Genomic DNA, 21,989 nt, shown 5'->3' with positions numbered 1-21,989 from the left:
CCGGTAATTTTCCGCAAACGCTCTGGAGATGCGGACGGATCGACCGCCCGCAAATCGTCTGGCCTGATAAAGTCGAAACTCACTGAGACTTGAGCTTGTTGTGCTCTTCTTCCAGATAGCTGAGGTTTGGCAGTCGGTTAGCCTTGGCGATCTCAATCATTTTTCCCGACGCATGCAGATCGCGGACGATCTTGTCGAGAGCTGCTTCGGTATCGTTTTCATCCTTCTTGAGCCAGATGACAGAATCCGATGGAATGAGGTCGGTTGGGGTTAGAAGACCGTAATCCTTCCATTCATCGGCGCGATCCTGAAGCAACAGGCCGAGTGTGCCGCTTACGTGCACCGAAACATCGCAATTGCCGCCCTTGAGTGCCAGAAGTGATTCCGGCTGGCTTGGCAGTGCTTTAACATTGGCACCATATTCCTCGGCCAGCGGCTGTGCATAATTGGAGCCTTGCGAAACGCAGGCGACCTTACCCTTGAGGTCTTTCCAGTCTTTGATACCACTGTCTTTACGACCAATGGCGGCACCACCCATGCGATCATAAGGCGTCTTTACATAACCCAGTGTTTTGGCGCGCTCTTCTGTATATTGCATGTTGGCGATCAGAATATCGACCTTGCCCTGCTGCAGAAATTGCACCCGGTTGGGCGGCGTGACAGTCTGCGTTGCAAGCTCTACGCCCAGCCCCTTTGCGAGTTCTTTGGCAATATCGATGTTGAGGCCCTTTTGTTCCTGCGTCTTGGGATCAATATAGCCAAAGGGCGCGCCCGAAAGGATGACGCCAACGGTTAGTTTGCCTTTGGCTTTGATACGATCCAGCGTTGCGTCAGCATGGGCGGAGACGGAGGTCGCAAGCGCCATGAGCGAGCCTGCAATGAGAGCTTTGGTAATGTTTTGGACGCTGAGGCGCATGGGGGAATTCCTTGGTTTAAGCTGGTGCGAATTTAAGGAAGCCACCCTCTCTTTACGACGAACAGAATTCCATTCCTGAAAACCAGGTTAGAATATCATTCTAATAAAGCGGAAACATGGAACGAAATTCTTGGACGCTATTCGATAGCGTCCTTTGTGAGAACTTATTGATATGTTCGGGCATAAATTCAGTTACCCGGCCTTTGAGAAATTGCTAAGGTTTCATCTGGAGAGCATGCGGATCTTCGTTTGGAGACTGCCGCGTAGGATGAGCGACAACCATAGAAGAGAGACATTCATGTCTGTTCGGTTCAATCGGCTGTTACTGGCCTTTACGACTGCGTTTTGCTTTGCGACATCATTGAGTGCCAATGCCACCGAAACCCGGCGCATTGAAACGACGCAGGATGCCGATTATTTCGGCTTTGATATGCGAACCGAAAAGAATGTCTCGCTCGCGCAATGCAAAAGCATCTGTCTTGGCGATAATGCCTGTCTGGCCTTCACCTATAATCCAAAGGTCAAATGGTGCTTTCTGAAAGCCGATTTCAATAAGCTCAACGAGTCTGTCGGTTCCATCGCGGGCAAGGTCGTGACGGAAACGCCTGCCGCGGTTGCCGTTGAAGATATTGGTGCGCCTCCCGCAATCTCGTTCTTTGCCGCCAATCTGGTTGACGAAGCCCGGCGTCTAAAGCGTGAAATGGCAAGCCTTGAAAACTCTGAAGGCCTGCGTACATTGCGCAATGAGGCGAGCACTGCCAGCATGAATGGCGATCCGCGAACGGCGATGGAAAAATTCCGCTTAGCTGCAAGCATGGCGCCGGACGACAGCCAATTATGGGCCGGATACGCACTTTCCGTCCTTGCTATCGAACCATCGAATTATCAGGAACGTTCCAAGTTTCAGCGCGATGCGACATCGGCCTCATGGTTCGCTTACCAGACATCCCGCACCAAGGATGACCGTGCGCAAGCGCTCGCCATCATGGCGCAGGCGCTGGAAAAGCGCGATGCGTCGCGCCCGGCTTTGCAGGCCTATGAAGCAAGCCTTGATCTCGTCAATTCCGCATCGGTTCGCGCCGCCTATGAAGATCTCAAAGCCCGCAAAGGCTTCCGCATCGTCAATAACACGGTCGATAATGATAATGCCGCGCCGCGCATCTGCGCGCAGTTCTCAGAAGATCTGGTAAAAAGCGGTGTCGATTATTCGAGCTTCGTTACGCTCGATAATGGTGCGCCAAAAGCCGTTGATGCCAAGGGTCGCCAGATCTGCGTCGAAGGTCTGGAACATGGCCGCAATTATAATGTGACGTTCCGTCAGGGTCTGCCATCCTCTGTTGGCGAAGTGCTGCCAGCACCGGTTACGCTTTCGATCTATGTGCAGGATCGCGCGCCATCGGTGCGCTTTACCGGCGATAGTTTTGTGCTGCCGGCGAAAGCCCGTCGCGGCATTCCGCTGGTCAGCGTCAATCTGGATGCAGCGAAAGTGAAGCTCTACCGGGTTGGCGACCGTTCGCTGGCACAGCTTCTCTCCGGCTATCAGTTCCTGCGGCAGTTGGACAGCTACGACATCAGCACGATTTCCGATCAGATGGGTGCGCCTGTCTGGCAAGGCGAAATCGATGTTGCTGGCAATGAGCTGAACAAGGAAGCGACGACCAGTTTCCCGGTTGATGAAGCGTTGCCAGAACGCAAGCCCGGCGTCTATGTGCTGACCGCCGAGCCGCTGGTGCAGAAATCCGATGATGAATATGGCACCAAGGCCACGCAATGGTTTGTCGTTTCCGACATCGGCCTTTCGACCTATACCGGACAGGACGGCATCAATGTGTTTGCCCGGTCGCTTGAAAGCGCAGAGCCGCTTAAAGGCGTGAAGCTGACGCTGCTGGCCCGCAACAATGAAGTGCTCGGCGAAGCGATCACTGACCGCGATGGCCGTGCAACGTTCACGCCTGGCCTGACACGCGGCACGGACGGTATGGTGCCAGCGGTGCTGATGGCGAGCGGAGATGATGAAGACTTCACATTCCTCGATATGGCGCGCGCCGGTTTCGATCTTTCCGATCGTGGTGTGACGGGCCGTGCCGTGCCGAAAGCGCTTGATCTTTATGCATGGACAGAGCGCGGTATCTATCGTGCTGGCGAAGTTGTGCATGTGGGGGCGCTTGCGCGTGACGACACCGCAACCGCAATCGATGATCTGCCGCTCACCTTCATCTTCACGCGCCCCGATGGCGTAGAAGATCGCCGTCTTGTTTCCGATAGCAAATTGGCGGGTGGTCATGCCATCGACCTGACCTTGCCGTCGAACGCCATGCGCGGCACCTGGACGGTGGCGATCTACACCGATCCCAAGCAGCCAGCGATTGCCACACAGATGTTCCTGGTTGAAGATTTCGTGCCGGACCGGATCGAATTCGATCTGACGTCCGACAAGCCGGAAATCGCCGTGGGTGAAACCGCCAATATCACCGTGGACGGTCGTTTCCTCTATGGTGCGCCTGCCGCCGGTCTTGCGCTTGAAGGAGAAGTCACGCTTTCGACCAAGCGTCAGTGGGACCGCTTCAAGGGCTATTATTTCGGCCTCGCTGATGAAGATCAGGGCGAAGCCACACGGCTTCCGCTCGATGGCCTGTCAAAAGTCGATGACAATGGCAAGGCGACTTTCCCGGTTACAGTCGATGAAATGCCGTCAACGACGCGTCTCGTCAATGCAGCCGTCACGGTTCGTATGCGTGAAACAGGCGGTCGTGCGGTTGAGCGCAAGATTGATCTTGCTATTCAGCCGGAAACCGATCTCATCGGCATTCGTCCTGAGTTCTCCGGCGATGAAGTCCCACAGGGCGGAACCGCGAAGTTCAGCCTGATCGCCTCTGACAGCAAGGGTGATCGCAAGGCGCTTGATGGCGCACAATGGTCGCTGGTCAAGATCGAGCGTAATTATCAGTGGTATCGCAGTGGCAACAGCTGGAACTACGAACCAGTGACTTTCACCAAGGCGATTGCCAACGGCAAGATTGACCTTACAACCGATAGCGAGGCTGAAATCAGTCTGCCGGTCGATTGGGGCCGTTACCGTCTGGAAATCGAAACTGCCGATGCTTCAGGTCCGGCCACAAGCTATGAGTTTGATGCAGGCTGGTTTGTCAGCTCCACTTCGACCGAAACGCCGGACGGGCTCGAAATCGCGCTCGACAAGGAACATTATGCGGCAGGTGACACGGCAGAATTGAAAGTGTCCCCGCGTTTTGCCGGTGAACTGCTCATCACCATTGGTGCTGAAAAGCTGCTCAAGACCATCACGGCCAGCGTGCCGGAAGGTGGCACGACCATCGATATTCCGGTGGGCGAGGATTGGGGTGCTGGTGCCTATGTCACGGCCACGCTGTTCCGTCCGGGTGAGGCTATTGAAAGCCGTATGCCTGCGCGTGCGATTGGCCTGAAATGGCTCAAGGTCGATCCTGCCGACAAGCAGCTTGCAGTCAAGCTGGCCCCGCCTGAAAAGATCGCGCCACGCTCCACATTGTCCATCCCTGTTTCGGTTGAAAATGCGGGTGGCGAAGAGGCCTATGTTATGCTCGCGGCGGTCGATGTCGGCATTCTCAATCTCACACGCTATCAGCCGCCGAACCCTGAAAATTGGTTCTTCGGTCAGCGTCAGCTGGGCCTTGAAATGCGCGACATGTATGGTCGCCTGATCGACGGTTCGCTCGGTGTCTCGGGCAAGCTGCGCACAGGTGGCGACGGTGGCAATATGGCAGCGGAAGGCAGCCCGCCAACCGAAAAGCTGGTTGCGTTGTTCTCCGGCCCAGTTGAACTCGATAGCGACGGCAAGGCAGTGATCGATTTCGACATACCGCAGTTCAACGGGACCGCGCGTGTCATGGCTGTCGCATGGACCAAAAAGGCTGTCGGTCACGCGGTGACCGATGTGATCATCCGCGATCCTGTGGTCATCACCGCTGGTCTGCCACGTTTCATGGCTCCCGGCGATCAGGCCAATATGCGCTTCGATATTGCCAATACAGATGCGCCGGATGGCGATTATCGTGTGAGCCTTGAGACCACCGATAATCTCGGCGTCGAGGTTGGCTCCTATCCTGAAAGCATTGCGCTCGCGGGTGGCAAACGACAGTCGATCACCGTGCCGCTCAATGCAATCGCTACGGGTGCTGGCGGCGTCACGATCCGGCTTTCCAATGATGAAGGCCTCAATGTTGAACAGGCGCTTGCATTGCCGGTGCGTCCGGTTGATCTGCCGGTCACGACCCGTCATGTTGTCAATCTCGCTGCCAATGGCGGAAGTGTGAGAGTCGATGGCGGTCTTCTGTCTGAAAGCCTGCTTGATGGTGCTTTTGTCAGCGTTGGTGTGACGCGAAGTGCCGCATTTGATGTGCCAGCTTTGTTGATGGCGCTCGACCGTTATCCTTATGGCTGCACAGAGCAAACCACCAGCCGCGCACTGCCGCTGCTTTATTTGAGCGAAATGGCGGCAGGTACGGAAGCGGCTGCGGGACTGGAAAGCCCGGACGAACTCAAGAAGCGTGTACAGGATTCCATCTTCCGTGTGCTCAACAACCAGTCTTCAAGCGGTTCGTTTGGCCTCTGGTCGCCGGGATCGGGTGATCTCTGGATGGACGCCTATGTGACTGACTTCCTCACGCGTGCGCGTGAAAAGGGCTATGACGTGCCGCAGCAGGCAATGCTGTCAGCGCTTTCTAACCTGCAAAATGCGCTCGGCTACACCACCGACGTCAAGGAACGCGGCAACGACATTGCCTATGCGCTTTATGTTCTGGCACGCAACAAGAAGGCTTCAGTTGGCGATCTGCGTTACTTTGCCGATACCCAGCTCGAAAACTTTGCAAGCCCGATGGCCGTTGCCCAGCTTGGTGCAGCACTTGCTCTTTATGGTGACCAGCCGCGTTCGGAACGCGTGTTCAATGCGTCGCTCCAGCTTGCAACCAGCCAGTCGAGCTTTGACTATAATCGCTCCGATTATGGCTCGCCGCTGCGTGATGGCGCGGCAATGCTGGCTCTGGCTGCGGAAACCAAGCCTGCGCCGAAAGTGCTTCCCGCTCTTATTACGCTGGTCGAGTTCCAGCGCGAAAAGGCGCGTTACTTAAGCACGCAGGATCAGGCATGGATGCTGCTTGCAGCCCGCGGGCTTCAGGATGACAATGGCGCAATCAGCCTCGACATCAATGGCACAGCGCATCAGGGCGCGTTCTCCGAGCGTCTCAATGGTGCAAGCCTTGAAGCGCAGCCGCTGGTCGTCACCAACAAAGGTCAGGGTTCAGTTGATGCTGTTGTGACAGCCGTTGCGCCACCTGCGCAGTCGCTGCCTGCGGGCGGCGAAGGTTTCAACATCGAGCGCACTTATTATACGCTTGATGGTGAACCGGCCAATGTCACCGGGGTCAATCAGAATGAGCGCTATGTGGTCGTTCTGAAAATTGACGATCTGCAGGAATGGCAGTCGCGTCTGCTTGTGACCGATCTGCTGCCAGCCGGCTTCGAGATCGATAATCCGGGCATTGTTTCCAGTGCAGACCTTGGAAACTTCCCATGGCTCGACAGCACACAGGCAGCGCATCTTGAGTTCCGCAATGATCGTTTTGTGGCCGCTTTCGACCGTTCGGCAGGCGAGAAGAAGCCGATTACGCTGGCTTATGTGGTGCGTGCAGTGACGCCGGGTCTTTACACCCATCCGGCAGCAACGGTTGAGGATATGTATCGTCCGCAATTTGCAGCGCGCACGGCAACCGGCATGATGGAGGTGGCAGCGCCGTAAGCCATGATCCCGAAAAGTGGGAACCGGTTTTCGGACAAGATCATGGCTCGACAAATGAAAAGGCGTTGGAAAATAGCGATTGGCGGTGCCGCATTTCTTGGCATCGCCGCTGTCGGAGCCGTGGTCGGGCTTGATTGGCTCGACCGTGCTTATCCGCCGCCTTTGCCGGAACGGCTGACTATTTCCACCGAAGTTATGGATCGCGACGGCGCTTTGCTGCGTGCCTATGCAACGCCGGACGGCTATTGGCGTTTGAATACCCGCATCGAAGATGTCGACCCAAAATTCGTGAAAATGCTGATCGCCTATGAGGACAAGCGTTTTTACGATCATGGCGGCATTGATTTCACCGCGCTTCTGCGGGCCGCGTATCAGCTTGCAGGCAGTGGCCGTATTGTTTCCGGCGGTTCCACACTTTCCATGCAGCTTGCACGCCTTATCGAGCCGCGCGAAAGCCGGAGTTTTGGCTCAAAATTCCGGCAGCTGGCGCGTGCAGTCCAGATCGAACGGCGCCTCAGCAAGTCTGAAATTCTCGAACGTTATCTGACACTCGCACCCTATGGCGGAAATCTGGAAGGCGTGCGCTCGGCTTCACTCGCCTATTTCGGCAAGGAGCCGCTGCGCCTTACGACCTCAGAAGCAGCATTGCTTGTGGCTCTGCCGCAATTGCCCGAACGCCGCCGCCCGGATCGGGAGCTGAAAAACGCGGTTGCGGCGCGGGATCGTGTTTTAAAACGCATGGTTTCGTCGGATGTTTTCACAAGCGAAGAAGGCGAGCGCGCATCGCGTGAGCGCATATCCGCTACGCGTCATCCCTTGCCTTCATTGGCCGCTCATTTTGCCGATCTCGCATTGAAGCGGGCACCGACCGAGGCCCGGCATCATCTGACGCTTAAAAAGTCGGTGCAGGCTGGGCTTGAAGTTGTGGCGCGCGAAGCTGCCGCAAAGCTTGGGCCAAAAGTATCGGTCGCCATGGTGCTGGCCGACAGTCGCAACGGCAATATCTTAGGCGAAGTCGGCTCCGCCGATTATTTCGATGGCAAGCGGCAGGGCTGGATCGATATGACCCGCGCCGTGCGCTCGCCCGGTTCCACGTTAAAACCTTTCATCTATGGGCTGGCCTTCGAGCAGGGACTGATTGCACAGGAAACCATTATTGAGGACCGACCGCAGGATTTTGCAGGCTATCGCCCACGCAATTTCGATATGAGCTATCAGGGCGATGTCAGCATTCGTCAGGCGCTGCAAATGTCGCTGAATGTGCCCACCATCAGCCTGCTTGATGCAGTCGGTCCTGCACGGCTCACCACGCGTATTCGTCAGGCGGCGGTCAATCTGCAATTGCCGAAAGGTGAAGCGCCGGGACTGGCTATCGGCCTTGGTGGTGCGGGTATCAGCCTGCGCGATCTGGTGCAGCTTTATACCGGGCTTGCCAATGGCGGACGAGGGGCAGCCCTTCGTGATGGCACCGAAGGCTCAGAGCCTGTGCAGCCATCGGCTCCTCTTCTCACCGAACAGGCGACATGGCAGATTGGCGATATCCTGGCTGGCGTGGTGCCGCCGCAAGGCGCGAAACGCCTCGGCCTCGCTTACAAGACCGGCACGTCCTATGGCTATCGCGATGCATGGTCGGTCGGTTATGACGGGCGTTATGTGCTGGGGGTCTGGGTCGGGCGTGCCGATGGCGGCTCGGTGCCGGGGCTTGCCGGTTATGTTTCGGCAGCGCCCATTCTGTTTGAAGCCTTTGTGCGTTCAGGCGTTACCTCCGTGCCGCTGCCGCGTGCACCTGCAGGCGCGTTTCGCACGGCACGCGCCGATCTTCCTGTGACGCAGATACGTTTTTCGTCTGCGAGCGATCCTCTGCCGGTTCTCAAAGCCACGATTGAGCCTGCACCGCGCATCGTGTTTCCACCGGATGGCGCGCATGTCGAATTGAAGGCATTGACCGACAATGCCTCGCCGCTGGTGCTGAAATTACAGGGCGGACGCGCACCGTTTCGCTGGCTTGCCAATGGCAAACCCATTGCCGAACCCAATCGCCGCCGCACGGCCACCTGGCTGCCGGATGGCACCGGCTATTCTACGCTGACTGTTGTTGATGCAGGCGGACGCGCTGTAAGCGTGAAAGTTTTTATTGAGTGAACAATTCCAGAAAGGGGGCGTATAACCCTTTGAGAGAATTGGTCCAGTTGGACGCCCGGTTGGTGAACAGCCACCAGGCTTTAAAGTGCGTTCATAAAGGTGTTCCCATGCGGCAGGGGCAGGTTTGGTCCTCTCAGCAGCGTAGATGCGCGTGTTCAAGTCCTCAATGAGACGGGCGCTTTTTCAGATCTTTGCCTCTTCTGAAATCTGATGCTCTATGCGCCGCGCAATCGCAATTAAGTCCATGTCGCGTCCAGCAAGTCTTTCGATGGCTGCAACAACAAGCTCTCGCGCCACATAGTCTGACTTGTGCCCCATTCCCTTTATGACAAATATAGATGCTTGTTCGATGTCCTTAGCCAGTTGTTTGGCATGGATATCGGGTGACACAATGTCATCTGTGTCGCCGGTGATGATAATTGTCGGCGCAACGATATGTTTGTAGTTTTTATAAGAATTTTCTGCCCATTCGCATAATGCGCCAAGCTCGCGTGCATTATGTCGGAATGTGCGGGGGCGCAGCGCCTGCCATGCCTTTGTTCGTTCTACGTAATCTTCTGGATATGTATTTGGCGTAAAAACTGACCTCATCGCCATTTTGAGGCTCAAAAGGCCGAAGGCTGGAGCGACGAATAAGCTGAACATGGCTCCGACGAATGGCATCCGCGCAACAGTATTGTACCATGCGATACCGCCGATCCAAGGATAGACAGCGGGCGAGATGAAAATCAAACCCGTCACTCTATCGGGGTGGCGAACTGCCAGAGCTGCAGCCACCGCGCCGCCGTAAGAGTGACCAATGATCGTCGCGCTTTCTATCCCGCGTATTTGCATGAGTTTCGCGATCGCATCAGCCTGGGCATCGGGGCAAATGTTTTGCGCGGGGCCAAACTCCGATCTTCCGTGTCCGGGTCGGTCAACAAAAAGCATCTGGATGTTTTCGGGAGACTTGTCGTGAAATGTGTAAAGCGGGTCGAGAAGGCTGGTGCTTGCACCATGGATAAAAACGACCGTACCGCTCGATTGCAATGATTTGGATGGGAGAAGAAGGCTGTTGAGTTTGTAGCCGCCAATGTCAGTAAGAGCAGCGTTGTCGCGATTGTTCATTCAAATCCTCTTATGATGAAGATTGTTTTCCGGCTAAGCCGGGCTTTGTGCGTCTTTGCGATGGCTCCGCTTGAGGGCATCGGTCACGGTTGCGGGAGTTTTGATCGGATCAGCAGGGATTGTGATGTGGTGATGGTGCTGTCTCACATAATCTTAATTGCTTGTTCGACTTATACGCTGCGCGCACTCGATCATAGTTGCAAATGAAATTTATGTGGGTCCCGAAAGCTCGCATCCGTTATTTTGTTTCGGATGCAATCACCCGCAATTTTACGATTTGCAATCTCTGAAAAAATTCGGCTATTATTTAACAAATGTCAAAAAATGAGCGGCCGACAAAATATAGCAACAATCGAACCACGTCAGGCCTCTCAGAAGAATTGATCGGAAACGCTTGATTACAAGGGGTTTCAGGATGCGAACCGAAAAGTGTTGACAAACGATAGTGACTACTGACAAATGTCAGAGTCAAGTGGCATATAGCCTATGAGCTTGGTAGCACCAGTTCATTTGAGGGTGGGAGCCCTCGATATTGGGAGGAGATGACGTGTCATCGAATAGCGTGGACAGGCAGACGCTTTTTCTGCTTTTGATCAATATTGCTGTGCTCGCTGCCGGGGCCATTTTTGCTGGCGCGAATTTTATGGACAGCTATAATTTGCAGTCCATGGCATCGCAGGTTCCCGAACTCGGGCTTCTGGCGCTCGGTGTCATGCTCGCCATGATTTCGGGAAATGGCGGCATTGATCTGTCGGGCATCGCACTTGCCAATCTGGCAGGTATCATCGCTTTTTTGCTCACACGTAATTTCATTCCGGTCGCGGATGCACCGCTTCTCTTTTCATGGGTCTTCGCTGGTCTGGCGTTGTGCGTGGGACTGCTGGGCGGATTTATCAACGGCATCATGATTGCCTATGCGCGTCTCACGCCGCTGATTGCCACGCTTGGAACACAGCTTGTTTTTACCGGATTTGCGGTATTCCTCACCAATGGTTCTGCGATCAGCCTGGGCTATATCGAGCCGCTCGATAATTTCGGCAATATGCCAATTCTGAGCATCCCGATGTGCTTTGCCCTGTTTCTGGCTATCGCTGCATTGCTGGCATTTTTGCTCAAATATACCCCGTTCGGTGTCAAGTTGATGCTGTTGGGCAGCAATTCCAAGGCGGCACGCTATGGTGGCATCAACGAAAAGCGTATGCTGCTTGTCACCTATACGCTCTGCGGTGTGCTGGCTTCGGTTGCAGGTATTATCATTGCGGCCCGTAACTCTTCGGTAAAATGGGATTACGGCGGCTCTTATGTGCTTATTGCAATCCTGATCGCGGTGCTTGGCGGCGTAAAGCCTGAAGGTGGTTACGGCAAAGTGCTGTGCGTGCTTCTCGCTGCAACAGCCCTTCAGATTCTCTCAAGCCTGTTCAATTTCATGAACATTTCCAATTTTTTCCGCGATTTGGCGTGGGGCGTTTTGCTTTTGGTTTTGCTGGCATCGGCCCGTGTGCACCTCGGTTACTGGTTTCGGCTGAGACGATGATCAATTCTCTTATGGGTTTAGCCGGGAGGAAACGTGCTGGCCCAAAGGAGTGACGTTCGAGAATAAGCATCTTTTATCATTGGAGGAGAAATATGCGTACACTTTCAAAACTTATGGCGTGCACAATGCTCGCAGGCGCAATGATGGCCGGAACTGCCATCGCGCAAGACAAGCCGACGATTACAACGGTTGTGAAGGTTACCGGCGAAAACTGGTTTACCCGTATGAACGAAGGCGTCGATGCTTATGGCAAAGACAACCCCAATGTCATCACAAACCAGGTCGGCCCTGCAAAGGCCGATGCGGCTCAGCAGGCACGCATTCTTGAAGACCTTGTCGCCAAGAATGTCTCTGCGATTGCGGTCGTGCCAATGGACCCATCTGCCCTTGAAGGCGTTCTGCGTCGTGCAGCGCAGCGTGGTATCAAGGTTATTGCCCATGAAGGCGATAGCCTGACCAATGTCGATGTCGACATTGAAGCGTTTGACAACAAGGCTTTTGGCAAACGCATCAATGAAGCGCTTGCAAACTGCATGGGCAAGTCTGGCAAGTGGACTTCATTTGTGGGTTCGCTGGGTAGTCTGACCCACAACCAGTGGGTGGATGCGGGTGCTGAAAATGCAAAGCAGTATCCGGAAATGGAACTGGTTGCCGAAAAGAATGAGTCCTTCAACGATGCCAACAAGGCCTATGAGAAGGCCAAGGAAATTCTGCGTAAATATCCCGACATCAAGGGCTTTCAGGGATCGTCTGCGATTGACGTGATCGGTATTGGCCGCGCGGTTGAAGAAGCAGGGCTTCAGGATAAGACCTGCGTTTATGGCCTTGGTTTGCCAAAAGATAGCGGTCCTTATCTTGATACCGGCGCGGTGGATCAAATCTTCTTTTGGGACCCCAAGGATGCCGGTTATGTGATGAACAAGGTCGCTGATCTGGTTCTGCAGGGTCAGGAAATCAAGGACGGAATGGACCTTGGTGTTCCCGGCTATGAGAAGGTGACCGTGGTAAAGGGGCCTGGTAAGGGCGTCATCATTCAGGGTCAGGCTTGGGTGGATGTCGATAAGTCCAACTATAAGGACTATCCGTTTTAATATCGCATAAGCCCAATCGATAGCGTTCCGGGGCTGTTTTGCACCACGACAGCCCCGGACCGGTGCACTGGTCTGATAAAATCAGCGTGACCAGCGCTCCAAGGTGAGCGTTTGAAGCGATTGCACATCTTAAAAAGTCTGAGAGTTTCAGGAATTTTTCATGCACGCCACAAATTCAAAAACTGCATCAGTGCCGCCATTTCTTGAAATCAGAAACGTCAAGAAATCCTTTGGCGGGGTCAAGGCACTTAAAGAAGTCAGCCTGGTGATTGAAGCAGGCCAGATCTACCATCTTATGGGTGAGAATGGCTGTGGCAAGAGCACGTTGATTAAGATTCTATCCGGCGCTCAACCCGCTGATGAAGGACAGATTTTCATTGATGGCGAGCCAACTGGCGCCCGTGCTGGCGACATTGGTGCTATCGGTTCTTTGCGGGCGGGAATTGAGACAGTTTATCAGGACCTGTCTTTGCTGCCCAACCTTTCAGTGGCGGAAAATGTTGCCTTCACCGAACAGCTTGTCGAAGCCTCCGGCAAGCTTGCGCGCAGGCTTGATATCAAGGCATTGCAGGAAACGGCACGCCGCGCGCTGGCAGAAGTTCACCTGCCGACAGATGCCGCCTTCTTAAAGCGCCGTACCGATACGTTGCCGCTTGCCACGCGCCAGTTGATGCAATTGCCCGTGCCGTTGCTTCGGAAGCGCGTCTGGTTATCATGGATGAACCGACCACCTCGCTGACACGACAGGAAGTCGTCAATCTTTTGCAGGTGGTGGAAAAGCTGCTGCGCAAAGGCGTTGCCGTGCTCTTTGTGACGCACAAGCTTGATGAGTGTAAATCCCTTGGTGGCCGTGCGATTATCATGCGCGATGGTTTGAAGGTGGCTGAACTTGACGTTGCTACCCACACCAAGGCTGAATTCAGTCACTGGATGACAGGCCGCGAGATCAGCGAAATGCGCTATCGCACGGAACCGAAACTTGGCGCGGTGATGCTTGATGTCGATCAGCTTGGCGACGGACAGAATTTTCGATCTGTTTCATTCAGCTTGAAAAAAGGGGAAATTCTGGGCGTTACGGGGCTGCTTGATTCAGGGCGCAATGAACTTGCTTTAGCCCTGTCCGGCGTCGTGCCTGCGCAGTCGGGAAAGATAACGCTCAACGGCAAGGAAATCGCGCCCCAGTCTGCCGCTGACGCTATCAAATACGGTATTGGCTATGTTCCCGAAGACCGGCTGACGGAAGGGCTTTTTCTCGAAAAGCCGATTGAAGAGAATATAACGCTGCCAATTCTGGACCGCCTGCGCAATGCGCTGGGCGTGATCAGTGCGCGCAGAGCGCGAAAAGTTGCGGAAGACAGCGTTGCCGATCTTCAGATTGTAGCTCCCGATGTTTCCATCCCTGTGCAATCGCTTTCTGGCGGCAACCAACAGCGCGTGCTGATTGGCCGCTGGCTGACAATCAATCCGCAACTGCTTATCCTGCACGGGCCGACCGTTGGCGTGGATGTGGGATCAAAAGACACGATTTTTCGCATCATCCAGCGTCTTGCGGACGATGGCATGGGTGTGATCATCATCAGCGACGACTTGCCCGAACTCTTGCAGAACTGTGATCGTATTCTGGTCATGCGCCAGGGCAGGATCGTTGCGCAACACAATGCCGATGGACTGACTGAAGACGCGATCTATGCATCCATGGCCAGCCCTGCAAAGGAGATCGCGCAATGACCGATAGCGTATCGGCAGAAAAATCCGGTGTTCAGAACCGGGGCATTTTGCTCCGAGCATGGGATTTAATGGGAACAAGGCCAGAGCTCTTCACGCTGTTGCTGGTGGTTGTTACCTGTCTGGTTGTTATTGCTGCCAACCCTGATTTTCTTCAGATGAGCAATATGGTCGATATTCTGCGTGCTTCTGTGGTGCGTGGTCTTTTTGCCATGGGTGTTCTTGTGGTGCTTGCATCTGGCGGTATCGACGTATCCTTTACTGCAATCGCTGCCTTCGTGATGTATGCTTTGACCATGCTGGTGACAAACTGGTTTCCGGACATGCCCATGGCGGTCATTCTGGTGCTGGCTGCGATGGGCGGCGCTTGTTTTGGCGCGCTCAATGGCTTTCTCGTGCAGAAGCTGAATGCGCCATCGCTGATTGTCACCATCGGCACGCAATATGTCATCAGAAGCTTTCTGCTAACCTTCGTTGGCACAGCACTTTTCATGAATATTCCAGCGGCAATGGATGCTTTCGGCAAGGCGTCCTTGTTTACACATCAGGCATCAAACGGTGTCGTTTCGGTGCTGCCTGCCACGGTGCTGGTGCTGGTTGTTGCGGATTTTGTGACGTGGTTCATTCTTGAGCGCACGCTGATGGGCCGCGCGATCTTCGCGGTTGGTGGCAATCCGTCGATTGCTGAACGCCTTGGTATCAACCTGTTTCGTGTGCGTATTTTCGTCTTTGCCTATGCAGGCCTTTTGGCTGGTATTGCAGGCGTTGTGCATGTTTCGAGCAATCGTCTGGCCAACCCCTTTGATCTTGCGGGGATGGAGCTTGAGATCATTGCTGCGGTTGTGCTTGGCGGTGCGCGCATTACCGGCGGCTCCGGCTCGGTTATCGGCACGTTGCTCGGCGTTTTTCTGATCACATTGGTGAGCAATGTGCTGATTTTCGTCGGCATCCCCAGCACGCTGCAACTTGCCATTATCGGCATCTTCATTCTGCTTGCGGGCACAATTTTCGCGCTGCGCAATCGCAGCTAATCGATAAAATTATGCGCTTTGCTGCTCGTAATCTGGGAGGATTTTATGTCTCACGATGTGTCTGTTATCGGACTTTATATTCTCGACGTTCTCGGACGTCCTGTTGATGCAATTCCGCAGGGTGGCAATGTGGATTTCATTGATGAAATCCGGTTGACCGTTGCCGGAACTGCAGGTGGAACCGTTGTCGATCTCGCAAAGCTTGGCCTCAATTGTCTGGCGGTTGGTGCGGTGGGTGATGATGAAAAGGCTGATTTTGTGCTGGCAACCCTGCAACGTTTTGGTGTCGATACAGCACAGATGCAGCGTCTCAAAGGTGTTCCGACATCGGCGTCAATTCTGAATATCCGCCGCAATGGTGATCGTCCTGCGCTTCATGCGCGTGGCGCCTCGGATCATTTTGAAGTTGCCGATGAAGCGCTGGATGTCGTTCTTGCACCGCCCATTATTCATCTGGGTGGTACGGGTCTTCTGGCAAAACTCGATGGTGAGCCCAGCCGTAAATTGCTTGCCGAGGCAAAAGCACGTGGTCGCACCACGACTTTCGATCTTCTGGGTGCCAATGAAGGCACGCTTGATCTGATTGCACCGCTTTTCCCTTATATTGATTATTTTATGCCCTCGATTGAGGAAGCCAAGCAGATTTCAGGTGCTGACGATGTGGAAGGAGCAGGCCGCTTTTTCCTTGATCAGGGTGTTAAGCACTGTGTCTTCACGCTTGGTGGAGAGGGTGTTTGTTATATGGCCGCTTCTGGCGAAATCTTACATCAGCCTGCATTCGAGATCGAAGTTGTCGATACAACCGGCTGCGGCGATGCTTTTGATGCAGGGTTTATCACAGCGCTTCATCGCAAGATGGATGTAAAAACTGCGCTGAATTTCGCGCAGTCATCGGCAGCACTGGTTGCCACCGGGCTTGGTTCTGATGCGGGCATTCGCTCTTTTGAAGATACGCTTGCCTTTATGAACACAACACCGATCAAGCATTAAACCTGAAGGGTGCGGATGTCGGTTTCCAATCCGCACCTGTTTAATCAAAGCGATGCTCTAACCAGATTTTTGAACGCGCATCTTACCCGAAAACCGTCTTAAACTTTTCGGGATGCGCTCTATCTCGAAAGTAAAAGTCTGGCGGCCTCGAAATCTGTCACCAGATGCGTGGCATAGCCGCCTGTCAGGACGGCATGGATGGCCTCGACTTTGCTGGCGCCGCCTGCAACACAAAGCCTGCGTGGAACCCCGCGCAATTCATCAAGCTCAATCCCGATCACACGCTTGTCCAGCGCGCGAACAACCTGTTTGCCGGCTTCATCGAGAAAGCGGCAGATCAGAACGGCAACCGCTCCATCTTTTGCATAAGCGTCTATTTCTTCATTGCTGGTTACATCGGCAATGCGCATCGTGCTTTCCGAAGACAGTGTGCCGACGCCAAAAATGATCATATCTGCCTGTGCGATAAGCTCGAACTGTTTGAGCAAAGCGGGCTCGCCCATCAGAGCATCACGCAGGCCGGCACTGCTTAACACAGCGGGAGCGAGCATATTAATACTCGTCGCTCCGATGTTGCGTGCCATGATTGATGCACAGAGCTCCGCCGCAAATTCCCGCTTGCCAATGGATGATCCCGTCACCTGAACCACCTGCAAGCCTTCTAACGGACGCGGCAGACTGATCGCGTCCGCCAAGGCCAGCACAGTGCGGCCCCAGGAAACGCATATTGTATCGCCGGGTTTTACCATGCGCTCAACGAGACGCGCCCCTCCGGTTCCAAGCGCTTGTAAACGCATGTCTGTAGAAGCGCTCTGATCACTTGGAATGACCATCACTTCTTCAAGCCCATATTGCGCGGCCAGTTTATGGGCGATCTCGGTGCGCGCCATTATTTCCGAATTCATCAGAATTCGCACGACACCGCGCTGTCGTGCTTCCTGCAGATAATTGACGATTGTGGCCCGGGATACGCCCATTCTCTTGGCAATATCGTTCTGGGTGAGCTGGTCTTCATAATAGAGCCAGGCAGCCCAGACGATGGCGTCATCAAATTCAGCCGGGATGGCATGCGTAGACGGCGTCAGATCGTCCAATGTCATACTCATTTCCTGTTTTTAGTGTGAATCTGAGTCGCACAGAAAAAGCTTTTAATCAATAAGACAATCAATCAAGTTGACTAATGTCAGCATATAGTGTCAATTGTATACAGTTGAGGAGCTATCTTCATAAATCATTGTTATGCCATGGGAAAACTATTTCCCATGGAAGCTTGTCTATGTCTGCGCTGTTGTGGCCGCAGATTGCCAACTGAGGAGCCTGGCAGATGAAATCGAACTGGTCAGATGCGGATTTTACAGCAATCGTCGGTGCCTATGAAAAAGCAGGCATCAATCGCGATGTTGCCATCCGCACTTATACCACACGTTTGCTGGGTTCCGAACCAAAGCTTGTTTTGCATGGTGGTGGCAACACGTCGGTCAAGACGACGTTGAGCGATCATGATGGCACCCCGGTTGACGTGCTTTGCGTGAAGGGCAGTGGCTGGGATATGGGTAAAATCGAGCCCGCTGGTCTGCCAGCCCTTCACCTTGAGCGTCTGAAAGCCATGGTGAATTATGAAACGCTCAGCGATGATGACATGGTGATGCTGCAGCGCCGGTTGCTGCTTGATCCTTCTTCGCCCAACCCATCGGTTGAAGCCATTCTTCATGCAATTCTGCCATTTAAACATGTCGATCATACGCATGCCAATGCGATTGTCGCACTGACAAACCAGCCCAACGGCGAAGCGCTTATCCGGGAATTGTTCCCCGAAATGATCATTGTGCCCTATGTCATGCCGGGTTTCGATCTCTCAAAGGCTTGCCTTAAGGCATTTTCAGAGCGCCCGGATGCACCGGGCATGATCCTGCTCAAGCATGGCATCTTCACATGGTCTGAAGACCCGCGTATTGCGTATGAGAATATGATCGAGGCGATCGACCGCGCTGAAAAGCGCATTGCGCAGGGCAATCCACATCCTTTTGGTCAGGCCAGTAGCAAAAAACAAGCGCAGGAACTGGCGTCGGTTTCAGATATTGCACCTATCCTGCGTGGCGCGATTGCGCTTGCAGGCAGCCAAGAAGGTCAGCCGCGACGTTTCATTATCGAGCATCGTTCCAATAGTGAAATCCTTGATTTCTGTGGTGCTCCAAACGTTGCTGATCTGGTGCGTCGCGGCAATGCAACGCCTGAACATGTGATCCATATCAAGCGTTACGGCGTGGCTTTACCCGCTCCGCTGGCAAATGATCTTGAGGGATGGGCGGCAAAGGTTAAAGAGGCTGTTGCAGCTTATGTGGCTGACTATACGCGCTATTTTGAGCGCAACAATGCCCGGGTCGGCGGTGGTAAAACCATGCTCGATCCGATGCCACGGGTGTTTTATGTCGATGGGATTGGCGTGTTTGCTGCGGGGCCGACACAAAAGGCAGCCCGTATCGGCGCGGATGTTGCAGAAGCAACCATAGAAGTCATTCGCGGTGCAGAAGGAATTGACCAGTTTGAAGCCTTGAGCGAGGAAGACCTGTTCGACATCGAATACTGGTCGCTTGAGCAGGCAAAGCTTGCCAAACAAACCGAGAAGCCACTGACGCGGCAGGTCGCGGTGATCACCGGGGGTGCCGGTGGTCTGGGTCTTGCGATTGCGCAGCGCCTGAAAGAACAGGGCGCTGAAATCGCACTGATCGATATTGATGCGCAGCGCGTGTCCGCAGAAGCCAGGCGATTGGGTGGCAAGGCTGTGACTTGCGACCTGACGGATCCATTGGCCGCAGAAAAGGCGATGGCCGAAATTGCGGCCTTCTACGGCGGTGTCGATATTCTGGTTTCCAATGCCGGGGCGGCTTTTCAGGGGGCTTTGGAGTCGGTTGATGATGCGCTTTTCAAACGCGCCTTTGATCTCAACTTCTGGAGCCATCACTATATTGCACGCGCGGCAGTCAAAGTTATGAAGCAACAGAAGACCGGCGGTTCCATCGTCTTCAATGTGAGCAAACAGGCGGTCAATCCAGGTCCGGATTTTGGCCCTTATGGCACATCAAAAGCGGCCTTGATGGCGTTGATGCGCCAATATTCTCTCGAACATGCTGTTGACGGAATTACGGTCAATGCCGTTAATCCTGATCGCATCCGCACGGGGTTGATGACTGACGAGATGGTTGAGGAACGTGCACAGGCGCGCGGCGTCACACCGGAGATTTATATGCGTGGCAATCTTCTTAAACGCGAAGTACTGGCGGATGACGTGGCGCAGGCATTTCTGCATCTTATTACCGCACGCACATCAACGGGTGCGGTGATCACAGTCGATGGCGGCAATGTTGCTGCGATGATGCGGTGACCAACGCGATTAAAGCGGCCGAGGCGCTTGAGGACGCGGCTGACTGGTGCCGGTGATACACCTGTCTCCAGGGCGATGTGCTTTGCCGGTCAGGCGCTGGCGGCGAAGCACTGCAATGCATTCGCACAAACCCGCATCTGTCAGCACGAGACCGTTCTTGGGCCGCGACGAACGCTCAGCCATGGTAGTCCCCCACCTTGCCTGAAGCGCTCTACCCAGCGCGCACGATCTTGCGCGAAACGGCATAGACACAAGCTGCTTGCACTTTTTTGAGCGTGCTGTCGATAACAGCCACGGCCATCTCCTCTCGACGCAAAGGCGTCAGTCGGGCATTCTTGCGAATCCTCATTCGGGGCGATCCTGGAAAACTGAGGTCTGGTAACTCCAGTCTCCTCAATCTGCTCAGAATGACAACCTCCTGAGAACCTACAGCTAGAGCGCGTTGAAATCTGCTGGAATCAGATCGGCGCTTTAGGCTCTGTCTGCATTCATTTGAACCATATCATAGCACAAGCGAGATGGACGGATCCGATGAAAGCGCAGAGCGTCTTCTCGCATCACAGTGCGATCCTTCTGAAACGGTTGAGTTTGATGAAGAAGCATTCAATCTGATGGCGCTCCTTGTAGAGCGCCCAATCTTTTGATGTCGTTCTCGAGTGTGTTGGACTGGCCTTGATCTGTGCGGTTGCCTTGAGGTTGTCGGCAATAAAGTTTCGCAGATTGTCCGCATCATAGGCAGCATCCGCAATGACATGACCGACACCGTTTAATCCGGGCAGAAGAGCCTGGGCCTGTGAGCTGTCGCCATATTGGCCGGGCGTTGGATGGATGCGGATCGGCAGGCCGATGGCATCAACGACAGCATGAAGTTTGGTGGTCAACCCTCCACGCGAACGACCGATACAGGCAGCGTCCCCCCCTTTTGTACCAGTCGCATCCGCATGCACTTTCGATATTGTGCTATCGATCAGAACATATTCAAAGTCTGGGCTGTTTGCCAAAGCATGGAAAAGCATTTCCCATACACCAGCGCCGGAGGCGCGCATGAACCGCAGTCCATTTCAACAACCGCCGGCAGACCGCGCCAGTGTGCCGTAATGGCGGCCATCCATAAAATAGCGTCGGCAAACAATCGGTTGTCGACCTCACTCCGCCCCGGCAGTCCAACCCGACCAGGTAAATAACCTTCAATTCGATCCCTTTGCGCGTATGTAAGAATTTGCCCACTCAAGGTGGTTCTTTTTCAACGACCTTGAATCAGAATTTCAACGAAAGGGGAAACCTTAAGTGCAGACAGTGCTTAATCTAGGGCATGTTGACAAAGTTTGGCAGCCGTATTTTGATGGCGGCGATGGCCAGGAATGCCTCGAAAGATTTTTTGGTTTTGTCTTACCGAGTGGCAATGCGACGGAATTGCTTTAACCTATTGAACATACGCTCGAAGCGGTTGCGATCCTTGTAAGCCTGGAAGTCGCAAGCTGGAGGGTTTTTCCGTTTGCTTTGGGCGGAATAACGGGCTTTCTGCCACTGCACAGAAGAGCGTCCCGAATGTTGTCGCCATCATAGCTTTTATCGGCGAGCAATAGTCTGGGCTTTCTCACAGGAATGGACATCAAGGCCTCAACTGCGTTGTAATCCGAAGCCTCTCTGCCTGTGAGGATGAAGCCAGGAGGGCGTTTTTGACCGTCTGTACGGGCATGGGCCTTTGTCGGAAACCCGTCGCGTGATCGACCAAAAGTTTCCTTATGAGTCCCCTTTTGCGCCGGCTGCCTGAGAATGACCACGAACAGTTGCGCTGTCGATCATATGTTGCCAGTCATCATTTAAGCCCAGCTCGATGAGTGTTTCCAAAAGAGCATCCCGTACGCCCTGTTCCGCCAAGCGTCGAAATCAGACATAACCGAATTCCATTTGCCGTAGCGCTCATGCATATCGCGCCAGGGACGGCCAACTCGCAAAACATAAAGCATACCGTTGAGATAACGGCGATTATCCAACGCAGGTCGAGACTTTCGCCCCGTTCAGCAGGCAACAAGCCCTCAATCAGAACCCATCCCTGCTCACTAAGATCCCCGCACGCCATAACTGCCTCCTACGGCGTAGACTCATAAACTGATGCACCAGATGCGGACAGCGATGAGTTTGACAGCAGCCAGGAAATTGGCCGGTTTTTGTCGTAACGTGTTGCAATGCCGCGATAGTGCTTGAGGCGGTTAAAGAAGCGCTCGACCAAGTTTCTCTGGCGATATACCCATGGCGAGAACGCAAATACGTCCT

General features: G+C 54.1%; 10 protein-coding genes and 5 pseudogenes. 8 read left to right on the top strand and 7 right to left on the bottom strand.

Annotation, left to right across the window (positions count from 1 at the left end; genetic code table 11):
• Window positions 1–79: 79 nt before the first annotated feature.
• Window positions 80–865: a transporter substrate-binding domain-containing protein gene (locus ABE530_RS15805; protein ID WP_396996850.1), complete on the bottom strand. Its 786-nt coding sequence runs from the start codon at window positions 863–865 to the stop codon at window positions 80–82.
• Between the two features lie 349 nt (window positions 866–1,214).
• Between ABE530_RS15805 and ABE530_RS15800 the strand changes: the two genes are divergently transcribed.
• Together ABE530_RS15800 and pbpC are read left to right on the top strand one after the other, a co-directional pair.
• On the top strand, window positions 1,215–6,710 hold the full coding sequence (locus ABE530_RS15800; RefSeq protein ID WP_499695134.1) for an alpha-2-macroglobulin family protein: 5,496 nt from the start codon (window positions 1,215–1,217) through the stop codon (window positions 6,708–6,710).
• Between the two features lie 42 nt (window positions 6,711–6,752).
• A complete protein-coding gene (pbpC, locus tag ABE530_RS15795) occupies window positions 6,753–8,852 on the top strand; it encodes a penicillin-binding protein 1C (protein WP_499695133.1) in 2,100 nt (699 codons plus the stop codon).
• A 183-nt stretch (window positions 8,853–9,035) separates the two neighbouring features.
• On the opposite strand, the gene ABE530_RS15790 is transcribed toward pbpC, so the two are convergent.
• The gene (locus ABE530_RS15790; protein ID WP_499695132.1) at window positions 9,036–9,959 is read right to left on the bottom strand and encodes an alpha/beta fold hydrolase; all 924 of its coding nucleotides are present in this window, start codon (window positions 9,957–9,959) and stop codon (window positions 9,036–9,038) included.
• Window positions 9,960–10,506: 547 nt separating this feature from the next.
• Here ABE530_RS15790 and ABE530_RS15785 point away from each other — a divergent pair.
• From ABE530_RS15785 to ABE530_RS15765, 5 genes and pseudogenes are all read left to right on the top strand, one after another.
• Window positions 10,507–11,493, top strand: a complete 987-nt coding sequence (locus ABE530_RS15785) for an ABC transporter permease (RefSeq protein WP_265986953.1) — start codon at window positions 10,507–10,509, stop codon at window positions 11,491–11,493.
• Between the two features lie 92 nt (window positions 11,494–11,585).
• Complete coding sequence (locus tag ABE530_RS15780; RefSeq protein ID WP_265986954.1) at window positions 11,586–12,584, top strand: substrate-binding domain-containing protein; 999 nt, start codon at window positions 11,586–11,588, stop codon at window positions 12,582–12,584.
• 160 nt (window positions 12,585–12,744) lie between these two features.
• Window positions 12,745–14,312: pseudogene (locus tag ABE530_RS15775) on the top strand (sugar ABC transporter ATP-binding protein).
• Complete coding sequence (locus ABE530_RS15770) at window positions 14,309–15,340, top strand: ABC transporter permease (protein ID WP_499695131.1); 1,032 nt, start codon at window positions 14,309–14,311, stop codon at window positions 15,338–15,340. Before ABE530_RS15775 ends, ABE530_RS15770 begins: the two are co-directional and overlap by 4 nt.
• 45 nt (window positions 15,341–15,385) lie before the next feature.
• Entirely contained in the window at window positions 15,386–16,330 is a 945-nt protein-coding gene (locus ABE530_RS15765; RefSeq protein WP_499695130.1) for a carbohydrate kinase family protein, read from the top strand.
• A gap of 119 nt (window positions 16,331–16,449) precedes the next feature.
• On the opposite strand, the gene ABE530_RS15760 is transcribed toward ABE530_RS15765, so the two are convergent.
• Window positions 16,450–17,430 carry a sugar-binding transcriptional regulator gene (locus ABE530_RS15760; protein WP_396998948.1) on the bottom strand — a complete coding sequence of 327 codons (981 nt, stop codon included), beginning with the start codon at window positions 17,428–17,430 and terminating at the stop codon, window positions 16,450–16,452.
• 224 nt (window positions 17,431–17,654) lie between these two features.
• Here ABE530_RS15760 and ABE530_RS15755 point away from each other — a divergent pair, with 224 nt between their 5' ends.
• Window positions 17,655–19,712, top strand: a complete 2,058-nt coding sequence (locus tag ABE530_RS15755; RefSeq protein ID WP_499695129.1) for a bifunctional aldolase/short-chain dehydrogenase — start codon at window positions 17,655–17,657, stop codon at window positions 19,710–19,712.
• On the opposite strand, the pseudogene ABE530_RS15750 reads toward ABE530_RS15755, so the two are convergent.
• The 4 pseudogenes from ABE530_RS15750 to ABE530_RS15735 all read right to left on the bottom strand — a co-directional run.
• Window positions 19,703–20,061: pseudogene (locus ABE530_RS15750) on the bottom strand (leucine zipper domain-containing protein); the annotation flags it as partial. The gene ABE530_RS15755 and the pseudogene ABE530_RS15750 sit on opposite strands and share 10 nt — an antisense overlap.
• Window positions 20,062–20,200: 139 nt before the next feature.
• A pseudogene (locus tag ABE530_RS15745) lies at window positions 20,201–20,943 on the bottom strand (IS5 family transposase).
• A 74-nt stretch (window positions 20,944–21,017) separates the two neighbouring features.
• Window positions 21,018–21,795, bottom strand: a pseudogene (locus ABE530_RS15740) (IS5 family transposase).
• 22 nt (window positions 21,796–21,817) lie between these two features.
• Window positions 21,818–21,989: pseudogene (locus ABE530_RS15735) on the bottom strand (IS5/IS1182 family transposase); the annotation flags it as partial.

The organism is Brucella sp. TWI559 (assembly GCF_039674265.1).
Taxonomy (GTDB): Bacteria; Pseudomonadota; Alphaproteobacteria; order Rhizobiales; family Rhizobiaceae; genus Brucella; species Brucella chromiisoli.
The sequence above is the reverse complement of the archived record's forward strand: the minus strand, read 5'-3'. Positions and strand labels throughout refer to the sequence as shown.